Annotated in this window: 15 protein-coding genes and 1 pseudogene; 9 read left to right on the forward strand and 7 right to left on the reverse strand. The window is 52.9% G+C overall.

Features of this window, described 5'->3' with window-relative positions:
* The first annotated feature begins 153 nt into the window (after positions 1-153).
* From ABD796_RS01685 to ABD796_RS01695, 3 genes are all read left to right on the forward strand, one after another.
* The gene (locus tag ABD796_RS01685) at positions 154-2310 is read left to right on the forward strand and encodes an ABC transporter transmembrane domain-containing protein (RefSeq protein ID WP_344901857.1); all 2157 of its coding nucleotides are present in this window, start codon (positions 154-156) and stop codon (positions 2308-2310) included.
* Entirely contained in the window at positions 2310-2834 is a 525-nt protein-coding gene (locus tag ABD796_RS01690; RefSeq protein ID WP_344901860.1) for a hypothetical protein, read from the forward strand. Before ABD796_RS01685 ends, ABD796_RS01690 begins: the two co-directional genes overlap by 1 nt.
* 413 nt (positions 2835-3247) lie before the next feature.
* A complete protein-coding gene (locus ABD796_RS01695) occupies positions 3248-3625 on the forward strand; it encodes a hypothetical protein (RefSeq protein ID WP_344901863.1) in 378 nt (125 codons plus the stop codon).
* Positions 3626-4111: 486 nt separating this feature from the next.
* Here ABD796_RS01695 and ABD796_RS01700 read toward each other — a convergent pair whose 3' ends face one another.
* The 3 genes from ABD796_RS01700 to ABD796_RS01710 form a co-directional block, all read right to left on the reverse strand.
* Positions 4112-4984: a metallophosphoesterase family protein gene (locus ABD796_RS01700; RefSeq protein WP_344901866.1), complete on the reverse strand. Its 873-nt coding sequence runs from the start codon at positions 4982-4984 to the stop codon at positions 4112-4114.
* A 163-nt stretch (positions 4985-5147) separates the two neighbouring features.
* A complete protein-coding gene (locus tag ABD796_RS01705; RefSeq protein WP_344901869.1) occupies positions 5148-5501 on the reverse strand; it encodes a DUF2834 domain-containing protein in 354 nt (117 codons plus the stop codon).
* Between the two features lie 182 nt (positions 5502-5683).
* On the reverse strand, positions 5684-6364 hold the full coding sequence (locus tag ABD796_RS01710; RefSeq protein ID WP_344901872.1) for a stalk domain-containing protein: 681 nt from the start codon (positions 6362-6364) through the stop codon (positions 5684-5686).
* A gap of 141 nt (positions 6365-6505) precedes the next feature.
* Between ABD796_RS01710 and ABD796_RS35585 the strand changes: the two are divergent.
* A pseudogene (locus tag ABD796_RS35585) lies at positions 6506-6637 on the forward strand (Tn3 family transposase); the annotation flags it as partial.
* Between the two features lie 210 nt (positions 6638-6847).
* Here ABD796_RS35585 and ABD796_RS01715 read toward each other — a convergent pair.
* Positions 6848-7105 carry a hypothetical protein gene (locus ABD796_RS01715; protein WP_344901875.1) on the reverse strand — a complete coding sequence of 86 codons (258 nt, stop codon included), beginning with the start codon at positions 7103-7105 and terminating at the stop codon, positions 6848-6850.
* Between the two features lie 155 nt (positions 7106-7260).
* Positions 7261-11025: an LAGLIDADG family homing endonuclease gene (locus ABD796_RS01720; RefSeq protein WP_344901878.1), complete on the reverse strand. Its 3765-nt coding sequence runs from the start codon at positions 11023-11025 to the stop codon at positions 7261-7263.
* A gap of 469 nt (positions 11026-11494) precedes the next feature.
* On the opposite strand from ABD796_RS01720, the gene dat reads away from it, so the two are divergent.
* The gene (dat, locus tag ABD796_RS01725) at positions 11495-12325 is read left to right on the forward strand and encodes a D-amino-acid transaminase (RefSeq protein ID WP_344904139.1); all 831 of its coding nucleotides are present in this window, start codon (positions 11495-11497) and stop codon (positions 12323-12325) included.
* 46 nt (positions 12326-12371) lie between these two features.
* Positions 12372-12722: an MmcQ/YjbR family DNA-binding protein gene (locus tag ABD796_RS01730; protein ID WP_344901881.1), complete on the forward strand. Its 351-nt coding sequence runs from the start codon at positions 12372-12374 to the stop codon at positions 12720-12722.
* 171 nt (positions 12723-12893) lie between these two features.
* On the opposite strand, the gene ABD796_RS01735 is transcribed toward ABD796_RS01730, so the two are convergent.
* A complete protein-coding gene (locus ABD796_RS01735) occupies positions 12894-13745 on the reverse strand; it encodes a lipoate--protein ligase family protein (RefSeq protein WP_344904142.1) in 852 nt (283 codons plus the stop codon).
* 286 nt (positions 13746-14031) lie between these two features.
* Between ABD796_RS01735 and ABD796_RS01740 the strand changes: the two genes are divergently transcribed.
* Genes ABD796_RS01740 through ABD796_RS01750 form a run of 3 tightly spaced genes read left to right on the forward strand, consistent with a single transcriptional unit; the run spans position 14032 to position 17059 of the window.
* On the forward strand, positions 14032-15069 hold the full coding sequence (locus ABD796_RS01740) for a tripartite tricarboxylate transporter substrate binding protein (RefSeq protein ID WP_344901884.1): 1038 nt from the start codon (positions 14032-14034) through the stop codon (positions 15067-15069).
* 22 nt (positions 15070-15091) lie between these two features.
* Positions 15092-15553 carry a tripartite tricarboxylate transporter TctB family protein gene (locus tag ABD796_RS01745; protein WP_344901887.1) on the forward strand — a complete coding sequence of 154 codons (462 nt, stop codon included), beginning with the start codon at positions 15092-15094 and terminating at the stop codon, positions 15551-15553.
* A gap of 9 nt (positions 15554-15562) precedes the next feature.
* Entirely contained in the window at positions 15563-17059 is a 1497-nt protein-coding gene (locus ABD796_RS01750) for a tripartite tricarboxylate transporter permease (RefSeq protein WP_344901890.1), read from the forward strand.
* Between the two features lie 10 nt (positions 17060-17069).
* Here the strand turns inward: ABD796_RS01750 and ABD796_RS01755 are convergent, their stop codons facing one another.
* A complete protein-coding gene (locus ABD796_RS01755) occupies positions 17070-17954 on the reverse strand; it encodes a LysR family transcriptional regulator (protein ID WP_344901893.1) in 885 nt (294 codons plus the stop codon).
* Between the last annotated feature and the right edge of the window lie 66 nt (positions 17955-18020).

The raw sequence follows: 18020 nt of genomic DNA on the forward strand, positions 1-18020 counted from the left end.
AGTTTATTCGACAAAATACTTAATAGACGTTCAAACCTTACATGAAACGCTTTCTTTTCAGTTTACACAGTAGTTCTTTGCGCTAGAATGATGTTACGGTTATGCAGAATCCCTTGCAGGAATCGCTACAATGGCTAAGGAGACTTGATTGGGATGTTATGGAAGAGTATTTTCACTTTGGTTAGGTCGTCCCCGTTTCTCATATTTCTTATTTTGATTGGTGCCGTCATCGACCTTATCTTCCGTTACCTCTCCTCCCTCAGCTATAAATACTTGATTGACCTTGCCATTCTCCCACGTGACGGTAAGGCTTTGGCAATCATTATCGTCGCTTTGCTGATCCTTGGATTTACTAATGTGCTGACCGGTATATCCTCCGATTATGCCAAAGCCCGGTTAGGTTCGAATTTATTATTCGAATATCGGATACGGCTATACCAGCACATGCAGATGCAATCGCAGCGCTTCTACAAGAGATTCGGGGTAGGAGACCTGCTTGCCCGATATACCGATGACATTCCTGCCATTCAATCAGCCTTAATCTATATCATGACCGGAGGCCTCCTTTCCATCACCAGCGTTATCGTTGGGCTTGCGATTCTCTTTTCGCTGGAATGGAAGCTGACGCTGGTAACCCTAGCCGGTTCCGCTCTCTTGTTTGCACCCTATCGCATGCTCAAGTCACGTTCTCTAGCATTGGGTGAAGCTTATTACAAGCAACTGGATCATTTTAATGGTTCGGTTGACGAACATATTAAGGCATATCGCGTCATTCGGGCGTTCGATTTGCGCAGCGCCATGTTGAACAAGGTCGAAGCAAATCTTCGTACCATGCTCTCGATCGGCGTTCAGCGGAATTTCGTCAGCTCAAATCTAAACCGGCTGCCAATGCTCGTCATCTCGATTCTGACCGCAGTGATACTCGCTTACGGCGGTTACTTGACCTTCAACGGAAGTCTTACCATCGGCGAGTTCATCGCCTACAACTCTATCTTTTTCACAGTTGGCACGTCCTTGTTCGGTGTTACATCTATTCTGCCTTTTATATTATCGGCTCGTACGAGCCTAGATCGCTTGCAGCAAGTGTTGGACTGGGAACCTGACGTTATCGAGCAAGGCGGGCAGGAACTCTCTCCCCTCCGTTCGGACATAGTGTTCCGTGACGTCAACTTCGCCTATGTTTCTGGTGAACCGGTGCTGCGGAACCTGAATCTGACCATACCGGACTGGGGCTTTACTTCTATAGTCGGTCCCAGCGGGGCCGGGAAAAGCACGGTGCTGCAACTGATGCTAAGGTTTTCCGATCCCCAAACCGGAGTCGTGCTCTACGACGGTCAAGATATTAAGAATGTTCAATATGCCTCCCTACTTAGGCAGGTAGGGGTTGTTTTCCAAGATTCTGTCTTGTTCCATACTTCTATTCGGGATAACATTCGCATCGGCAGCCCCGAAGCGACCCAAGAACAAATCGAGGAGGCGGCGCGAGCGGCCGAAATTCATGATACGATCATTGGATTTAGAGAGGGTTATGACACTCTCGTCAGTCATTACGGGGACAGTCTGTCCGGAGGACAACGGCAACGGATCGCCCTGGCTCGGGCACTCGTGCGAAAACCGCGCATTCTATTCCTGGACGAGGCCACTTCAGCCCTGGATCCCGATACCGAGCGATCCGTAAATGAGACGATCCGTACATTAGGGCGGCGCATGTCAATAGTATCGGTCACACACCGATTGGCTTATGCCGCCTTATCCGACCGAATCGTCGTGCTTCGCCAAGGGAGCGTGGCCGAAACCGGGACCCATGAGGAACTGCTGGAACGCAATGGCGAATACCGTCAAATGTGGGATAAGCAGCAAGGGTTCATGCTTGCCCACGGCAGCGGTAACGCCTGTGTCCGGTCAGATCGTTTACGCAAGCTCCCTTTCTTTAGCAGTCTCGATTCCGAAGCCTTGGATGAGATCTCCCAACTATTCGTCATGGAGAAGTTTGAAGCTGGCGCAACGGTCGTCGAGCAAGGAGATCAGGGGGACAAATTTTACTTGATTGCAAGAGGCAAAGTCGAAGTTCTTATCTCCGCAGGCTTAGGCGAACGACGAAAAGTAGCATCGTTGGAAGACGGGGATCATTTCGGTGAAATCGCGCTCATGCAGCATATTCCAAGGACGGCTACCATCGTTACCGTTACGGCTTGTTGGTTCTTATCCTTGTCCTACGACCACTTTCATCCGCTTGTGATGCGTTATCCCGCCATCCGGGAAGGACTGGAAGCAACGTTAAGATCGCGAATGCAAAGGAGAGATGATTGATGCTTCAATGGATATCCGCTAGCTCGGAGCAAATGAAGGAAGATGGGCTCCTATTCATTTGCCGACATGCAGAGTCGCTGGGGCTCCCGTATCAGTGGAGTACGACTGTGAACTTGCTGTATACCTCCCTCTACGACTCCGGTTTCATGCTTGCTCTGGATGAGCAAAGGCTGGTCAGAGGGGTAATAGCATATACGTATGGGACCGCAAAAGACAAAAGTGCGGATCAGACCCGGATTGAAGTCGTCCTACTCTATCTTGAGGCTCCATACGGCACAGGAATAAGATTTGTAGAAGCAATGAAAGCCCTAATTGAACGGGAGCTAGAATTCCCCCATCCGATTCGCGAGATCGATTTTTTTTGCACGCCGACGGATATACGTCGAAGGCTTTTTGGCAAAATCGCTTCACTCCGTAATACGAAATTGCATTCCTGTGGAATGCTCGACTCTTACTTCACGACTATCGAGCGAATTCGGCAATATGTCGATCGGATCAATAGACCCAAACCTTTGAAGTTGTGAGCGGGCGTCTACGCAAATTATTTCTTATCAGCGCATAAAGAAGGACCAGCATTGCTGCTGGCCTCCCTTCTATCCGCTTATTAGCAACCAATTTTACGACCGGTCGATGGATCCGTCGTCGCGTCTAGGAAGTACTTCCCACAAAGCTGGCACATTGCACCCGGATTGGCCCATTTCCGATCACCTCCTTCGATTGAAATTGTTTTTAATATATAATCTTTTTAAGTAAAAAACAAGTATTATATGAAAATTTTTCTATAAATAATATTAAAGAGGTGTCTAGGTTGATTCGATTCGAAGTTTGCACGACTACTTTTCACTGGAGCCAATTCACGGAATTTTATATCCGGCATCGAACACACATTATCCCCTACTACCGGGTTAGCCTAACGTTGAAGGATGTGAGGGACTACATGCAACAGGGCCGGGCCGCCCTTATACGGAATGAAGCCGATTTGGTTGTCGGGATTGGCTGTTTCGTTCTTGGTCTGCAGGAGGACGATTTCAAGGACAAAGCTATTGCGGTACTGGGCAATAGCTGCTTCATCGAGAAATATCGAAACAACAGAACGTTCCTTCGCGGCTTGCAGAAATTAGCCATGGAAATCGAAGATGCCAATCCTCATGTGAGGGAAGTCAGAATCCCGACATCCGCGGATAATGACTATACGAACCGCCTCTACCGAAAGCTCACCAATAGAATGCATACGTATGATTCCAATTACGGAAAGGTGAATGTATACTCGATGCCCTTCGAGGAATATAAAGACTTCTGCTCTCGGTTTCGCTGAGTATCCATTTTAACAGATAGTAACAGGTTCGTACGGACAAAATAGATTTAGGCATCGTATTCTTATAATCTAAAAAAGCTGCCGGGCTGCTCCAGTAGCTTTCAAAATGAACTCCAGCATGCGCGTCATCTTATACGATGGAAGGGCGAAAAGGGGGCCGGCCAGCGCCGCTCATTAGTCAAATAGAGGCACCTTTGGGGACTTGTATTCAAAGGTTTCACTGCTTCTTCTAAAGGAATTTCCATCCCTAAGGACGTCCTGAAGGCTGGAGAGGCTAAGCTTGCCGAACGGATAGCATGCCTCTGCCCTAGCCGCTCTGAGAGCTGGGCTCGTGAGCGAGCTAAGCGTATAGGAAAGGCAGAAAAATGTTGACAAACTATTAGCTGGTTTTAGTTCAACAAACGAAAGGAAGTACCATTTACAATCTCCATCAGTCAAAGCTTTCTTTCATAAAAGAGACAATAAAAAAAGACAATCGATTTCACTCTAATTGTCCCTTTTTATTAACTCTTCCATATGGGTGATGAAATTGAAATCCTTATCAATACTCGATAGCCAATCATCAGTTATAAAATTGACGCTATTCATCTCAGTATCTAACAGCGCAATACTACCAGGTCGGACTCTCCTGAGTTCACCATCATCTCTAAGATCGACCAATACATTAAGTCCTAGATATGTCGTGCTCCCGAAAGTTCTAGGACCATTCATATGATGGTAGTGACCCGCAATAACATATTTGGGCTGTATTGCTCCAATTAAATCTGAAATTAAAGTCGAGCCTTGTGTTTGACCATGATAGTTTGTACCGATTCCAAATGGTGCATCGTGTGTAATCAAAATATCAATTTCACGAGGAGGCATTTGAATAAGTTTTCCGTAAGCAACAGGATCAATTGATTTTGGTTGTTGCGTTAATGTTTGTATCCCACCTAGAAAAGCAATTTTTAAATTATCTTCATTCATAATGGTGCCGTCGGTTACGTAATAGTACAAATCAAACGGATCAATGTTAACAATGCCCTGCTCTGCTTGTAGACTTTTGGAATTAAGCCAGTCGAAGTCTTCATGATTGCCACGGATAAAATAAATACGATTAAGATACTTCTCCCGTATGTAACGAATGTTCTTTTCCAATCTTCCTTCTGCTGTTAAAAAACGACTAAAATCTAATTCAGCTGGATCCTGTCGTACATACTTCTCGCTCCTAACTTCTTCACTCGGTTCAGGATATGCCCCTAAGTCGCCAACCTGGATAATCAAATCAAGCTTCTTTTTTGTACGAATTTGCCATTCACTTAGAACTGCTAAGGTATGTAACACTCTACCATGAGTATCACCGACAAACGCAATTAACAAGTGTATTCCTCCTTCATAAGTAATAGATTAGTTATTAGATACGAGTCAAACGATTCCTCTTTCAACCAATTTATCGGCGTAATAAAATGACTTAACCATTACGCTATGCTGCCCGTTAGCACAGCGAGGCCACCGAATCGTCCCGGCAGCCCCGCCATATCAATTATTTCGTTAGCTCAAAAGTGCTGAAATTCAGCCTTTGTAATTTCTTTTCGATGTGTATTTCACGAAGTAATAAAAATAAAGGAAGGCCTAATGAAACACCTGCTACAAGAGTACCTATAATCGGCAACCATAACGACCTCATACCCTTTCTTTTGCCTTCGAAGAGAATGAACCCAATAAGTACAATTGCTGATACTAAAACATCCATCCATGCAAATGATCCAATGCGCGTCTGAGTTATTTCTTCAACTAATTGAGACATATCCAGGCCATTCTGAATGATCCATGGAAGAAATTGCGAATACGGTAACACAACTCCCAAAACCGCTAATATTCCATAAAAGTATTTCAACGAAAAGCCCTCCGCAACTACTTTAAATATAAAATATATCCCTTTAGTATTTCTCATATCTTATCTATTTTCCTTTATTTTCAACTAAATTAACCTGCCAGTTAGTTGTACGAAAAACAAAAAGGCCGCATCAGCAGCCCCCATTGCACCAAACTTGTATTAGCTTCCATTCCTTTCGAACTTTATTTGTAGTACGACGTCGTCAAAGGAATGACAAATCCGCCGCCGGACCCTTTGATCTCAATATACACATCGGAGATGCCTCCGATATTGGCTTCAATCGTTTTCATCTTGTCTTCGACAGTTACCGTATCCTGCTTGAGCAGTTTGAGCGTGCCGCTTTCATAAATGCTGATCTCGAACTCTTTGTTTATAGCGGCTGCCTGCAGGTACAACTTCTGATATTTTTTATCCGGGGTAAGCATAAAAGAACCGCTGCCATTGCTGCTGTTATCCTCTACATTGTTATAAAGCACTTCTTTATAGTCTTTGTTCTGATAGATCGTGCGCTTCGGATCGGACGTAAGGTAGCTGCCGCCGTCATACTCTTCGCCTGTAATGGAGATACCGTCGACTTTCTCGCCCAGAAGCACGGTTGTTGTAGCCACGTCGTAATCAACAGCAACTCCTAACGCATTTGCAATTGCTCTCACAGGCAAGTATGTACTGCCTTGATATGTAATTGGTACAATGGCGTTCCCTTGTTCGTCGTTCAATTGTGCCGGCACTCCGTTCACCTTAACGGTCAAAGTATGATTCAAATAAGCTTGAATCGTCTCAAGATTGGCGCCTGCATAAACGCCAGCGCTAGCTCCCAGCAGCAAAGATATCCCTGCGACTGAAGCGATTAGTTTCTTTCTCATGAATGCTCTCCTCCCGATATCAAATGATGAAACTATAATTATATACGTCTCTGAAATAAACAAGGTTGCAAAACTAAAATTTTTTACGGAGTTTGCAACACAATATTAATTGTGTTGTGCTAGACTCTATCGAATGGTACGCGACTTCATGAAGATGCCATGAACAAGGCGCAAGCTATTCTTGTCAATTACCACCATAAGCTGTCGCTGCCTTCTTATTGGGGCGATGGCACTACGTCCTCATCAGACGGGATGCGCGTTCAGATCGGAATGCCTCGCGAAGCAACTTGCCTATTTGAAGAGAATGGAACACGGAAGAAAAACGAGACTGGTCAGATAGAAAGATGGTGTACCATTGAGATTACACACCTTTCTTTGTTTGCATGGTTGCTCGACACTTCCATGATATCAAACAAAGAGGGTGTTTTTTTGTCAATCAATAGAAAAAGAGGTCTTGGCTCTTAGAACTACAAGGGATTCGACCTATTTTGTTACTGCGAAAGTTGAGTTAGTTATGCTAGATAGTTTAGTGGTATCTATGTTCATATTTTGATTTTTATTTATAACTCGTTCAGCTTGCCAAGATATTTCATGATGATTTGCAAGTGAAAATCTATATAGGTAACTAACTAAACTTTCATCCTCAATGACCTCTGGAACAAAGGGCGTTTTTAGTTCTCCTTTCAGTAGTATCATTAAATATTGCTCGATAATATAGAAAGGCAGACGATTAGATTTCACCGTCTGCCTCGTTGTATAATATTTATGCACTTTGTTGAATAACACCACGATCTAATCAAATCTGCAACAAAATTTCTAACGAATTATGAAACAATTCTAATTAATTATGGAATTTCACAGTTATAGTATGACAAAACAAAAGGATCATCCCCCGCTCAACACTTGCTATACCCGCAATTGGCGCATGTTTTGCAGCCCTCGGTGTTGATCAGCGAGGCGCTGCCGCAAGACGGGCATAGATCGGTGGAGACGTGGCTGCCGGGGTATACCGGCGGCTTCGCTGCGCCTGCGCCGGAGCCGATCGTTTCCACAGTTGCCGTGACTTCCTGCGTAGCGGTGACGTACGGCTCCGACTCGTCGCCGCTGTGCATCTCGAGCGCCTTGGCGACCGCGTCGGCGATCGATTCGACCCGATTGGCGCCAAACCCGATCGCCCCGGAGCCGCCGATGCCTTTCAAATGCTTGATAAGCAGCTGCACCTTGTCGCCATGGTCGCCATAACGCAGGAATAACGAGCACACGCGGCCAAGCGCCTCGGACATCGCGAATACGTCGGAGCCGGCTTTGCCGACGTTCAGGAAGATTTCGCTCGGCGTGTCGTTCATGTCGTTGATCGTAATGTAGGCCATGCCGAACGGCGTATTGAATTTGTAAGTGGCGCCGCGCAGCGTCTGCGGCCGCTTCTTGTACTGCTTGTCGAACACCTGCTTCGTTTGCGGATCGATGCCGACGGTCAGCGTGTCGGACAGCTTCGTCAACGACGGGTCATCCCCGGACTGTGCGGCAGGCTGCTCGGTCGCCGGCTGCGGAGCCGGTTCGACAGACGCCGTCTGCGCTCCGCTCGCTTCCTTCTTGTCTTCCTTCTTCTCGGTCGACAGCACCTGCACGTCGCGGCTGCCGTCGCGGTAGATGGTCACGCCTTTGCAGCCGAGATCGAAAGCCAGCTCGTACAGCTTCTTCGTCTCCTCGACCGTAAAGTCCGACGGACAGTTGGCCGTCTTCGAGATCGAGCTGTCCACCCACGTCTGGATCGCCGCCTGCACGCGAATATGGTCCTCAGCGGACAAGCTCATCGCCGTAACGAAGTAGTCCGGCAGCTCCTCGTCCGGATGACGGTCCTTGTATTCCTGCGCGATCGGCACGTATTGCTTGTCGAAGCCGAGACGGCTTTGGCGGTAATATTCGAAGGCAAAGTAAGGCTCGATGCCGGTCGACGTGCCGACCATCGTTCCCGTGCTCCCCGTCGGCGCCTGCGTAATGACGGTGACGTTGCGCATGCCATTGTCGCGAATCGCCGCGCCCACCTCCGGAAACGTGTCCGTCATTCGTTTCATAAACCCGCTTTGCAAAAACTTCTCGGTATCGAAATGAACGAACGATCCTTTCTCGCCGGCGATATCCGCAGAAGCCAGATACGCCTCTCTGGCCATAAAGCCGTACAGCTTGTCGAGAAACTCGAGCGATTCCGGGCTGCCGTAACGCACCTTCAGCTTGATCATCAGCTCGGCCAGCCCCATGGTGCCCATGCCGATCCGGCGCTCGCCCTTCTGGTTGATTTCGTTCTCCTCGAAATGATAGGGCGTCCGGTCGATGACGTTGTCCAGAAAACGGACGGAATAGCGGACGGTCGTACCGAGCTCGTCCCAAGCCACATCCTGTTTGTCCTCATCGTAAAACTTGGACAAATTGATGGCCGACAAGTTGCACACGCCCCAAGCGGGAAGTCCTTGTTCTCCGCAGTTATGAGCAACGAATCCGTTCGCTACGAGCGAGTGCGTGACCGGCTCGGTCACATCGTATACCGTGACGATCTCCCCCGCCTCGACGCTTTCCACGGCCGACTGGAATTTCTCCGCTTTGCGGGAAGGACGCGCAATACGTTCGAGCGCCTGCTGCTTGCGTGCGATTAACCCAAAACCGATATTTTCCTTAAAAGCAACGATATTGTTGCCGCTCAGGATCAGCTCGTAGAACATGCTGCCGGCATACTCCCGCTCTTCTCCCGCTATGGTCGTATAGGTAAATGCGCGTTGGTTCGCTTTCGGACGGGCATATATATGACCATGTACGCCAAAGTTCAGAAGCAGCAGCTGCACGTCCTGAAGCAGCTTGCGGGATGCGGATGTCAAACGAACGCTTCGGTGCATGTCGTCGTTCTCGTATACGCATCCGTCCGCGCTGAACAAGGCGCGCAAATAAGCCACAACGGTCGTTCGCGATGCCGTAAACAAGGCGGAAGGAACGGCCTTTTCCGGCGCCTTTACCCGTTTCACGCCCAGCTCTTCCAGACGATCGACCAGTTCCTTTCTCCACCAAAATACTTGCGAGGTTCCATTCGCTCGCGTGTACACCTTCGCATCAACTCCCGAGACGGATTGCCCCGCAGCCAACAGCGTCTCAAGCGCTTCCCGGTCATCCCGCCCGAACACCATGCCAATGTCGCCGCGCGCTGCCAGCCAGCCATCGCCCGTCAGCCAGCCAAGGAACGTCCCCCATGCTTCGCCAAGTTCATCGCGTTCGGCAAACGATCCTTCGCCGGATTGGATGTACACCCTGTCATGCGCCGTCAAATGCTGCGCTTCCTTCCAGCCCTTGTCCGTATACAGGCGATGCTCCGGCGTCACCTTCAGCTCCATCCCGTTGCGCAGCTTGACGATCAGGGTTTGTTTGGTCCCCGTCGGAAAGACAGTGGCGCTCCGCATCGTGACGCCATTCCGCTCGTAGGAACGCCCGTTCACCACTGCTGCCATATGGACAAGACGATCATCCGTAGCGGTCATGAACGACGCGCTGCCCGCTTTGCGGTACAACTCCTCAATGGTGATCAGTCCGAACTCGGTCGAAATGCGCGTTTCCGGATGAAAGCATGGATTCGTACAAATAATCGGGTTGAAATACCAGCTGTTGGACATCTGGTTGTAATATTCCATAAACACGACGCCCGGCTCGGCCGAACGCCAGGCGGATTCGATGATGGTATGCCACACTTCGCGCGCCTTGACGGTGCGGTACGGCTTAACCGCCTTGCCAAGCGCTTTCCATTTGGCCAGGTCTCCGTCCCACTTCTCGTTGTACTCGGGATCGGTCGTATCCGGGAACGCGAGCTCCCAGTCGAGATCCTCCTTGACAGCCTGCATGAAGCCGTTGCTGACGCATACGGACAAGTTGGCGTTCGTAATCTGCCCCATGGTGGATTTGACGGTAATGAAATCGACGAGATCGGGATGCCAGTCGTTGATCATGAGCATTAACGCCCCACGGCGGCTGCCTCCCTGCTCGATCAAACCGGTCGTATAGCTAAACAGCCCGCCCCACGATACGGCGCCGCTCGACGAGCCGTTGACGCCTCTCACCACCGAGCGGCGCGGACGCAGCGAAGACAGGTTGATCCCGACGCCGCCCCCGCGGGACATAATCTCGGTCATCTCCGATAGCGTGGCCATGATCCCTCCCCGGCTGTCGTGCGGAGACGGAATGACGTAACAGTTGAACAGCGTCAGCTCATCGCTCGCTCCCGCTCCGGCGGCAATCCGCCCGCCTGGAACCAGCTTCCAGTCGTCGAGAATGGTCCGGAACTTGTCCTGCCATTCGCGCTGCTTCTCCTCGGTGCGCTCCACCGAAGCCATCGCCGCCGCCAGACGGTCCCAAAGCTGCTCCGGCGTCTTCTCCTTCGTGAGCGTCAGCCGGTCCACGGTCGATTCGAACAGCTCGCCGCTGCGCAGCCGAATGGTCACCTGACGTCCGTTGCGGGCGACCACCTCGCCGACTTCCTTGGACGGAAATTTCGGATCGTCCTTGGTCAGGACGAGCACGACGTCGCCGACGACGGTATGATCCGTATCCGCATCCTTCCACGCGTAACGATCGAGAAATATTTTTTCGCTGAGCCCTTCCAGCCGCTTGGTTTGTACCGTTTCCAATGGATAGCCCTCCCGGAATAAAAATAGATCCGCCGGGCATGCAAAGCCTCTCCTTTGCAGAAGCCCAAACTCGGATCAAGCACAATATATTGGTTAGAATTCCATTATACAATACTACATATTGTGTATCCATCGCATAAACTGCGGAAATGGGCGGGAATATCGCCCCTGCTTGACCCAAGCTGCGATTTCCTCCGTCCACCTCGCTTTTTCGCCCCTAAACATGTTGCCGAACCGTCGACAAATTCCGCTATTTCGGCGAATTCCTGCGCTGTTTCGTCCTGAAAAAACCGTCCTTCCGACAGATGCGGAAAACGTTTTCAGCATATTATACAACGCTGCATTTTTATACTGCCTTCCGCCATTTGAATTTTGGCTCATTTTGACTTCCGTCCCATTGGTTTGCTAGTATATTTCGTAGCATGCCTGAATGCAACCGATGTTATTCCGTGAGGCGAGGTGCTTGCCCTTGATATGGATCGACGATCGTTTGGTGCCCGAATCCGAAGCCTCCGTGTCTTATCTGGATCGCGGCTACTATTTCGGAGATGGCATTTATGAAGTGTTTCGCGTCTATGGCGGTCAACTGTACGAAGCCGAAGCGCATTACGACCGTCTGGAACGGAGCGCCGGGGCCATCGGCCTGAGGCTCCCCTATACGCGGAAGGAGCTTGGCGGTATCCTGCGTTCGCTGCTGGACAGCGAGCAGGTGCAGGACGGCTCCGTGTACATGCAGATCACGCGCGGCGTCGCCCCGCGGGCGCACGATTTCCCGGCCGGCGTTCGGCCCGTTCTGCTCGCTTACTGCACCGCGTCCGCCCGTCCGCTCGCCATGATGCGCACAGGCGTGTCCGTCATCACCCGGCCGGATATACGCTGGCTGCGGTGCGATCTCAAGACGCTGAACCTGCTCGGCAGCGTCCTCGCCAAGCAGGAGGCGAAGGAACAGGGCGCCGACGACGTTATTTGGCACCGGGACGGCACCGTGACCGAATGCAGCGCCTCCAACCTGATGATCGTCAAGGACGGCGCCGTGCTGACGCATCCGGCCAACCATCTGATTCTGCATGGCGTAACGCGAGCCGTCGTGCTGCGTTTGACCCGGGAGCAGGGCATTGCCGCGGAGGAACGGGCTTTTTCCTTGGAGACGCTGGCGCAAGCCGAAGAAGCGTTCCTGACCGGGACGACGATGGAGATCGTACCGATCGTACGCATCGACGGCATGCCGGTCGGCGGCGGAGTACCCGGCCCGGTAACGCGCCGGCTGCAGCAGGCGTTCGAAGCGACGCTCCCTTCCTGAATTCGGCGCAGCCAATTATCCGACAAAAGGAGGCCAAGACGGACCGATGGACTACAAGGAACTTACGGCCTACTGTTTGAGCAAAACCGGCGCTTACGAGGATTACCCGTTCGGACCGGACCCTTTGGTAATGAAGGTCGCATCCAAAATATTCGCGTTTTTTTCCGTTGTGGACGGTTGGATCCATATCGCCCTCAAGTGCGAGCCGGAGGCGGCGGAATTGCTCCGCTTGGAATACGCCGCGGTCAAGCCCGGTTACCACTTGAACAAGAGGCATTGGAACACCGTCGTGATCGACGGCACGATTCCCGCCGAGGAGCTGCGCGGCATGATCGACCACTCGTATACGCTCGTCGTCCGCAAGCTGACCCGGGCGGAGAAGGAGCGCATCGGCTGAGGCAAGCTCCAAATGCATGACCCGACGCCGAAGTTCGCGTCCGTGGGGCTTCTTCCGCTCCATACACGATGAATGGGGCCCGGACGGCCTGCAGTGCCCTATGCCTCTAATGCCAAAAACCCCCTTTCGTTCGGACGATTCTCCGAAAAAAGGGGGTTTTCCTGTTGAAGGCTAGCGGCGCAGATTCCAGTCGTCGCTGCCGTATTTGTCCGCTGCGAGCGAAACGGCCAGCTCTTTCTCGTAGGCAGTCAGCTCGCCTTCCACGAGGCGTACGTTCAAGCCTTCGCCGATGCCGGCATGGAACGCCGCTTCCGCCTCCGCATAGGTGACCGGCCCTTTGCCCATTCCCCGGCAAATGTCGCCGATCGATACCGCTTTGGTGTGGAACGATTGCTTAAGCCGCTCCTTAACCCGTTCGTTGGAAAACCGCAACAGCGAGAACAGCTGCTCGACGTCCATCTCCAGCAAAATCGAGCCGTGCTGCAAAATGACTCCCCGCGATCTCGTCTGCGCGCTTCCGGCGATTTTCCGCCCTTCCACGACAAGCTCGTACCACGACGGAGAGTCGAAGCACGCCGCCGAGCCGGCCGTCGACGTATATTTCGCCTTCTCCTCCGAAGACCCGAGATTGACCATCTCCGCGCGCAAGCCGAGATGGCGGAAGCCGTGCACGAGCCCTTCGCTTAGTACGCGGTACGCCTCGTTGACCGTCGACGGCATGTCCGGGTACTCCTCCGAGACGATCATGCTATATGTCAGCTCGCGGTCGTGCAGCACCGCGCGCCCGCCTGTCGGACGCCGCACGAAGCCGACTCCCTGGCGCTCCAGCTCGTCCAAAGCGATCTCGTCCTCGGCCTTCTGAAAGTAGCCGATCGACAGCGTGGCCGGGTTCCAGCCGTAAAAACGGACCGTCGGCGGCGTCTTGCCCTCGCTATGCGCGATCAGCATCGCTTCGTCTATCGCCATATTGTCAGCGGGCGTCCCTGCGCCCGATCGGATAAATCTCCATACTTGCTCTGTCATGCTTCCCCGTCTCCCTTCCCGTGCCCCGATGCGGAACGAAAGCTTTGCTGGGCTGTCGCGCCCTTCATCTTCGCCGCTTCGGCACACTTTGCCGCTCATGCTGTCATTCTTCCTTATGGTACTACGTTTCCGACGGCTTTTCAAAAACGGCTCGACGCAATTCGCTTTTTTCGATAGATCGTATTCGATATTTCCATTTTACTTCTGCGCCCGCCGACTCTATAATCTGAGTAATCCAAGCGATATACAATGAATTAAACGGAACGCAAAAAGGGAGGAACACAACATGAAACGCAAATGGAATACAGCCGCTTTAGGTTTATCGGTCCTATTGATGACCGTCGTCAGCGCCTGCGGGCAAACCGCCTCTAGCACGGCGAATACGCCTGCAAGCAAAACCCCGGCAACGACGGGCGCAAGCGCCGCTCCGACGCCCGGCAGCGATTACCCGACCAAGGCCATCCAAATTCTCGTCCCCTTCTCCGCCGGCGGGGCAACGGACTTATCCGTGCGGGCGCTCGCTCCCAAGCTCGAGAAGGTGCTCGGGCAAAAGGTTGAGGTGGTGGACAAGCCGGGGGGCGCGGGCGCTCTCTCGATGAACGAAGTGATCAAAGCGAAACCGGACGGCTATACGATCGGCTTCACCTCGGTCGGCCCCGGAATCATTACGCCGCTGACGACGGAAGTCGGCTATACGGCCAAAGATTTTGACGCGGTTGGCGGCTATATGGACAACCCTTACGCTTTGGCCGTATCGTCCGGCAGCAAATACGGCAAGCTTCAGGATCTTGTCGACGATATAAAAGCAAACCCGAACAAGGTCAAGATCGGGACAACCGGCCCTTCCTCCCCTTCTTTTATCGGCTTGCAGAAATTCGCCGAAACCCAGGGGCTGAAGTTCCAGCTGATCCCTTACAACGGCGGGGTCGATGCGGTCAACGCCTTGCTCGGCAACAACGTCGACGCGATCGTCAACGTCGATTCGGAAATTTTATCCTACGTCAAGGACAACAAGTTCAAAGCGCTCGCGATTGTCACGAAGAAGCGTTCGGCCATCCTTCCCGGCGTGCAGACGTCGGACGAGCAAAATCTGAAAGGTCTTACGTTCGCCCCGCCTCCAGGGGGTCTAATCGTGCCGAAAGGAACGCCGGCCGCCGTCATCGCCAAGCTGGAAGCCGCCTTGAAGCAGGCCACCGAAGATCCGGACGTCAAGAAAAGCTTCGATAACATCTTTATCGAGCCGATCTTCTCCACCGCGGCGGATTTCCGCAAAGCTTACGACGATGCAAACGCCCAATACGCGCAAAGCCTGAAAAAGCAATAATCGCTTGAAAGGGTGCCTGACCGTGAAAGCTTCCCGCTTCTTCCTTTCCATCGTCAGCGGCTTCGTTCCGCTGGCGGTGGGACTGTTTTTTTTCATCCTGTCCCGAAAGTTGTCGTTCGGCACCTGGAGCAATCCGGGACCGGGGCTGTGGCCGACGTGCCTGAGCGCGCTGATCCTGCTCGCCTCGCTGGCGCTGATCGCCTCGAAGCGCGTACGCGAGGACAAGGAAGCGTACACGCGCGAATCCCGCTTCCCGCTGTACGGGGTGTTGAGCCTTGCGGCATTCATCCTGTTGTTCGAGCGTCTCGGGGCAACGCTGCCCTGCTTCGCTTTGTTTTTGTTCTGGATCCGCTTCCTCGGCAAAGAGCGCTGGATCGGCGCGGTTGCCTGCTCGGCCGGGATTACGGCGGTTCTTTATCTCATTTTCGCCTGGGGACTGCACATTCCTTTTCCCGAGGATAAGCTGCTGCTTCTGTTCCGGTAGGAGGACAAGATGGATACTTTAGACGCGATGCTGTCCGGCTTTCAAGTCGCATTGTCATGGCACAATTTGTTGTATTGCCTCATCGGCGTATTGGTCGGCAACATGATCGGCGTGCTTCCCGGCCTCGGTCCGACCGCAACCATCTCGCTGCTGCTGCCCTTTTCCTTTACCCTGCCGCCGGAAAGCTCGATCATCATGATGGCCGGCATTTATTACGGAGCGATGTACGGGGGCTCGATCACCTCGACCCTGCTCGACCTGCCGGGCGAAGCCGCTTCGGTGGTGACGACGTTCGACGGCTACCAGATGACGAAGCAGGGCCGCGCCGGAATCGCTCTCGGCATCGCGGCCATCGGCTCGTTTATCGCCGGCACGTTCTCGGTGCTGGGCTTGAGCTTCCTCGCGCCGGGGCTGGCCAACTTCGCCGTAAGGTTCGGCGCGCCGGAGTATACGGTGCTCACCTCGCTCGGCATTCTGCTCGTTGCCTATCTGGGAACGAAATCGTTCGTCAAAAGCGCCGTCTGCGCCGCGTTCGGTCTGCTGATCGCCACGATCGGCCAGGACCCGATCACCGGATCGATTCGCCTTACCTTCGGCTCCAACGACTTGCTCGGGGGGATCGATTTCGCCGCGATGGCGATGGGCGTGTTCGGGGTAGGAGAAATTTTGCACAACCTGGAGAAGCTGTCGCAGGGCAACGCGGTGATGACCAAGGTCGGACGGATTTGGCCGACGGTAAAAGATTTTTCCCAGGCGAAATGGGCGATCGTGCGGGGGTCGATTATCGGCTTTACGGTCGGTATCCTTCCGGGGGGCGGTTCCATTATCGCCACGGTGGCGTCCTACGGTGCGGAGAAACGGCTGTCCAAGACGCCGGAGCGATTCGGCAAAGGCGCTATCGAAGGCGTGGCGGGACCGGAGTCCGCCAACAACGCCGCCGCCGGGGCGGCCTTCATTCCTCTTCTGACGCTGGGTATCCCGTCCGACGCGGTGATGGCTCTGCTGTTCGGCACGCTGCTGCTCAACGGGATTACGCCCGGGCCGCAGCTCATTACCGAGCACGGGGATTTGTTCTGGGGCGTCGTCGCCTCGATGTACATCGGCAACGCCTTGCTGCTGCTGCTGAATTTGCCGTTCGTCGGCCTGTTCATCCAACTGCTGAGAGTGCGCACGAGCATCCTTATGGCGTTCGCCGTCGTGCTGACGATGATCGGCGTGTACAGCCTGAGCAACGACAGCTTCAATATGTGGGTCGTGCTGTTCTTCGGAGCGCTCGGCTATATCATGCGTAAAGCCGGCTTCGATCCGGCGCCGATGGTGCTCGCGTTCGTGCTCGGCAAAATACTGGAAAGCTCGTTCCGGCAATCGATGATCATGTCCAACGGCGAGTTCGGCATCTTCGTCTCGCGTCCGCTGTCCGGCGGGCTGCTCGCCATCTTCTTCGCTCTCGCGCTGATCTCGGCAGCGCGCTTCGTTTGGAAAAAAGCAAAGCTGAAAGGAGCTTGACCGCGATTCGTCAAGCTCCTCGAAGTTCCTGCCGGACGAAGGAGACGAGCCGGCGAGCCGCCGCTCCGAGCAGCTCCGTATCTTTTTTGATCAGCAGGCCGGTCACGAGTCCCGTATTCAGATCCTCGATGCGCCGGACGACCGTTCCCTCGGGCGGGGGCACAACCGTTATGGACGGCACCGCGGCAATGCCGAACTGCACCTGGACGTAATATTTCAGCGCCGCCATATTGCCGATCTCGATCTTGCGGTAAGGCGTCCCTCCGTTGTCGTGCAGGGCGATCTCCAGCTTGCGGCGGAACGGGCACGTGGCGTTGGTCAGCAAAATATGCTCGTCGCGCAAATCGTTCAGGCTGATGCGCTTCTTGCCTACCAGCGGATGGGACTCTGGCAGCAGCAGCACGATCTCCTCCATGAACAGCGGTTCGAATGTCGTGCCCAGCCCGCTCTCCGGGGTGGCGCATATCGCGAAATCGACGGAGCCGTCGCTCACCATCTGATTGAACATATGGCTGTTATGGATTTTGATGCTAATGTCCACATGCGGGTATTGGGCGGCGAACTTCTTCAGCAAAGCGGGGATGCGATAGCTGGCCGCCGGCTCCATGATGCCGATGCTGACGGTCCCTTTCTCGCCGTCGTTCAGATCGGTCATCGTCTGGTGCAGGTCGTGAAAATTGCGGATCAGCTGATCCGCTTTCTCCATAAACACTTCGCCGGCATGCGTCAACCGTATTTTTTTCCCCCGTTCCAGCAGCTTGACGCCCAAGGAGCTTTCGAGGTTTTGGATTTGCTTCGTGACGGTCGATTGGGCGTATTTCAGCTCCTCGGCCGCCTTCTGAAAGCTGCCCGTTCTGACGATAATCTGGAAAGTCTCGATATTGCGGATGTCCATGGCCGGGTATCCTTTCTGCCGTCGGATTCGATAAAAGGAAACGAACGCATTCCGTATTTCAATTAT

It is taken from the genome of Paenibacillus hodogayensis, from assembly GCF_039536325.1.
Taxonomy (GTDB): Bacteria; Bacillota; Bacilli; order Paenibacillales; family NBRC-103111; genus Paenibacillus_AB; species Paenibacillus_AB hodogayensis.

Coding starts and splice junctions, on each gene's coding strand:
- ABD796_RS01685 (WP_344901857.1), top strand. CDS start 154: ATGTTATGGAAGAGTATTTTCACTTTGGTTAGGTCGTCCCCGTTTCTC.
- ABD796_RS01690 (WP_344901860.1), top strand. CDS start 2,310: ATGCTTCAATGGATATCCGCTAGCTCGGAGCAAATGAAGGAAGATGGG.
- ABD796_RS01695 (WP_344901863.1), top strand. CDS start 3,248: ATGCAACAGGGCCGGGCCGCCCTTATACGGAATGAAGCCGATTTGGTT.
- ABD796_RS01710 (WP_344901872.1), bottom strand. CDS start 6,364: ATGAGAAAGAAACTAATCGCTTCAGTCGCAGGGATATCTTTGCTGCTG.
- ABD796_RS01730 (WP_344901881.1), top strand. CDS start 12,372: ATGGACTACAAGGAACTTACGGCCTACTGTTTGAGCAAAACCGGCGCT.
- ABD796_RS01735 (WP_344904142.1), bottom strand. CDS start 13,745: ATGACAGAGCAAGTATGGAGATTTATCCGATCGGGCGCAGGGACGCCC.
- ABD796_RS01740 (WP_344901884.1), top strand. CDS start 14,032: ATGAAACGCAAATGGAATACAGCCGCTTTAGGTTTATCGGTCCTATTG.
- ABD796_RS01750 (WP_344901890.1), top strand. CDS start 15,563: ATGGATACTTTAGACGCGATGCTGTCCGGCTTTCAAGTCGCATTGTCA.
- ABD796_RS01755 (WP_344901893.1), bottom strand. CDS start 17,954: ATGGACATCCGCAATATCGAGACTTTCCAGATTATCGTCAGAACGGGC.